Source organism: Aquipuribacter hungaricus, assembly GCF_037860755.1.
In the GTDB taxonomy this organism is placed as follows: domain Bacteria; phylum Actinomycetota; class Actinomycetes; order Actinomycetales; family JBBAYJ01; genus Aquipuribacter; species Aquipuribacter hungaricus.
The window spans coordinates 1-1,228 of sequence record NZ_JBBEOI010000436.1; the positions used below are offsets into that span (position 1 = coordinate 1).

The 1,228-nt window shown below is 78.3% G+C and carries 2 protein-coding genes; one reads left to right on the top strand and one right to left on the bottom strand.

Annotated features, from left to right (window positions below):
• On the top strand, window positions 1-681 hold a 681-nt coding region (locus tag WCS02_RS20435), incomplete at its 5' end, for a L,D-transpeptidase family protein (RefSeq protein WP_340296158.1).
• A 21-nt stretch (window positions 682-702) separates the two neighbouring features.
• On the opposite strand, the gene WCS02_RS20440 is transcribed toward WCS02_RS20435, so the two are convergent.
• Window positions 703-1,077 carry an SRPBCC family protein gene (locus tag WCS02_RS20440; RefSeq protein ID WP_340296159.1) on the bottom strand — a complete coding sequence of 125 codons (375 nt, stop codon included), beginning with the start codon at window positions 1,075-1,077 and terminating at the stop codon, window positions 703-705.
• Window positions 1,078-1,228 lie beyond the last annotated feature (151 nt).

A 1,228-nucleotide genomic window follows, 5' to 3' on the forward strand; every position in this document is an offset into this window, starting at 1 on the left:
CGGGTCGTCGCCGGCGGCTCCCCGGCCGCCGCGTCCTCGCCCGCTCCCGCTGCCCCCGCCCCGGCGACGGCCGCCGCCGTGGTCGCCGACCCGGAGCGCTCGGTGCTCACCCCCGTCGGTCGCGAGCTGCGCGTGCTCGACCGGCCCGGCGGGTCCGAGACGCACCGGCTCGCCGCGGTGCGGGACACCGGGGCCCCGCTGACGCTGCTGGTCGCGGAGGAGGCGCCGGACGGCTGGTACCGCGTGCTGCTGCCGGTGCGCCCCAACGGCAGCACCGGCTGGGTCGCCGCCGACGACGTCGCCGTCGCCACGGTCCACCACCGGCTGGAGATGTCGGTCGCCGCCAACGAGCTGCGGCTGTACGAGCGCGGGCGCCTGGTCCGCACCATGCCTGCGGCCAGCGGCACGGGCGACACCCCCACCCCGCTCGGCTCGTTCTTCCTCACCGAGCTGCTCGAGCCCACGAACGACGGCTACGGCCCGTACGCCTACGGCCTGTCCGGCTTCTCCGAGGTCCTCACGAGCTTCGGCGGCGGCCCGGGCCAGATCGGCCTGCACGGCACCGACGACCCGGGCAGCGTCGGCACGGCCTCGAGCCACGGCTGCATCCGGCTGTCCGACGAGGACATCACCTACCTCGCGCGGACCCTGCCCCTGGGCACCCCGGTCGACGTGGTCTGACCGGGCGCGGCCCGTCGCCCCTCAGTGCACGAGGCGGTACAGCGCCACCGTGGCCGGCACCCGGTAGAGCCGGGCGACCGGGAACGGGGCGTGGATGACGACCTCGGCGCGGGTCCCGCCGCCGGGGCGGGCGTGCAGCAGGTGGTCCAGCACCATGACCAGAGGGCCCACCCGGACGCGCCAGGACCAGGAGCGGGCGGCGGCGTCCACGTCGAGGACGACGAAGCGGACGTGCACCCCGCCGACGGTGCGGACCGTGCCGGCCGAGCCGGCGGCGATGACGTCGGAGTCGCTGTCGACGTGGCGCACCTGCGGCGACCACTCCGCCCACCGCTCCGGGCGCAGGTAGCGCTGCCACGCCTCGTCGACCGTGACGGGCCCCTGCGCCCGCGCCACGGCCGGCCTCACGCGCGGCCCACCGGTGCGGGCGCGGCCGGGCCCACGGGGCTGACGGGGCTGACGGCGACGGCGGGCGGGCGGCGGGGCCCGGGCGCCCGGGTGCAGACCACGACGTCGGCCAGGTAGCCGCGGCCGGTGCGGGCGTGGT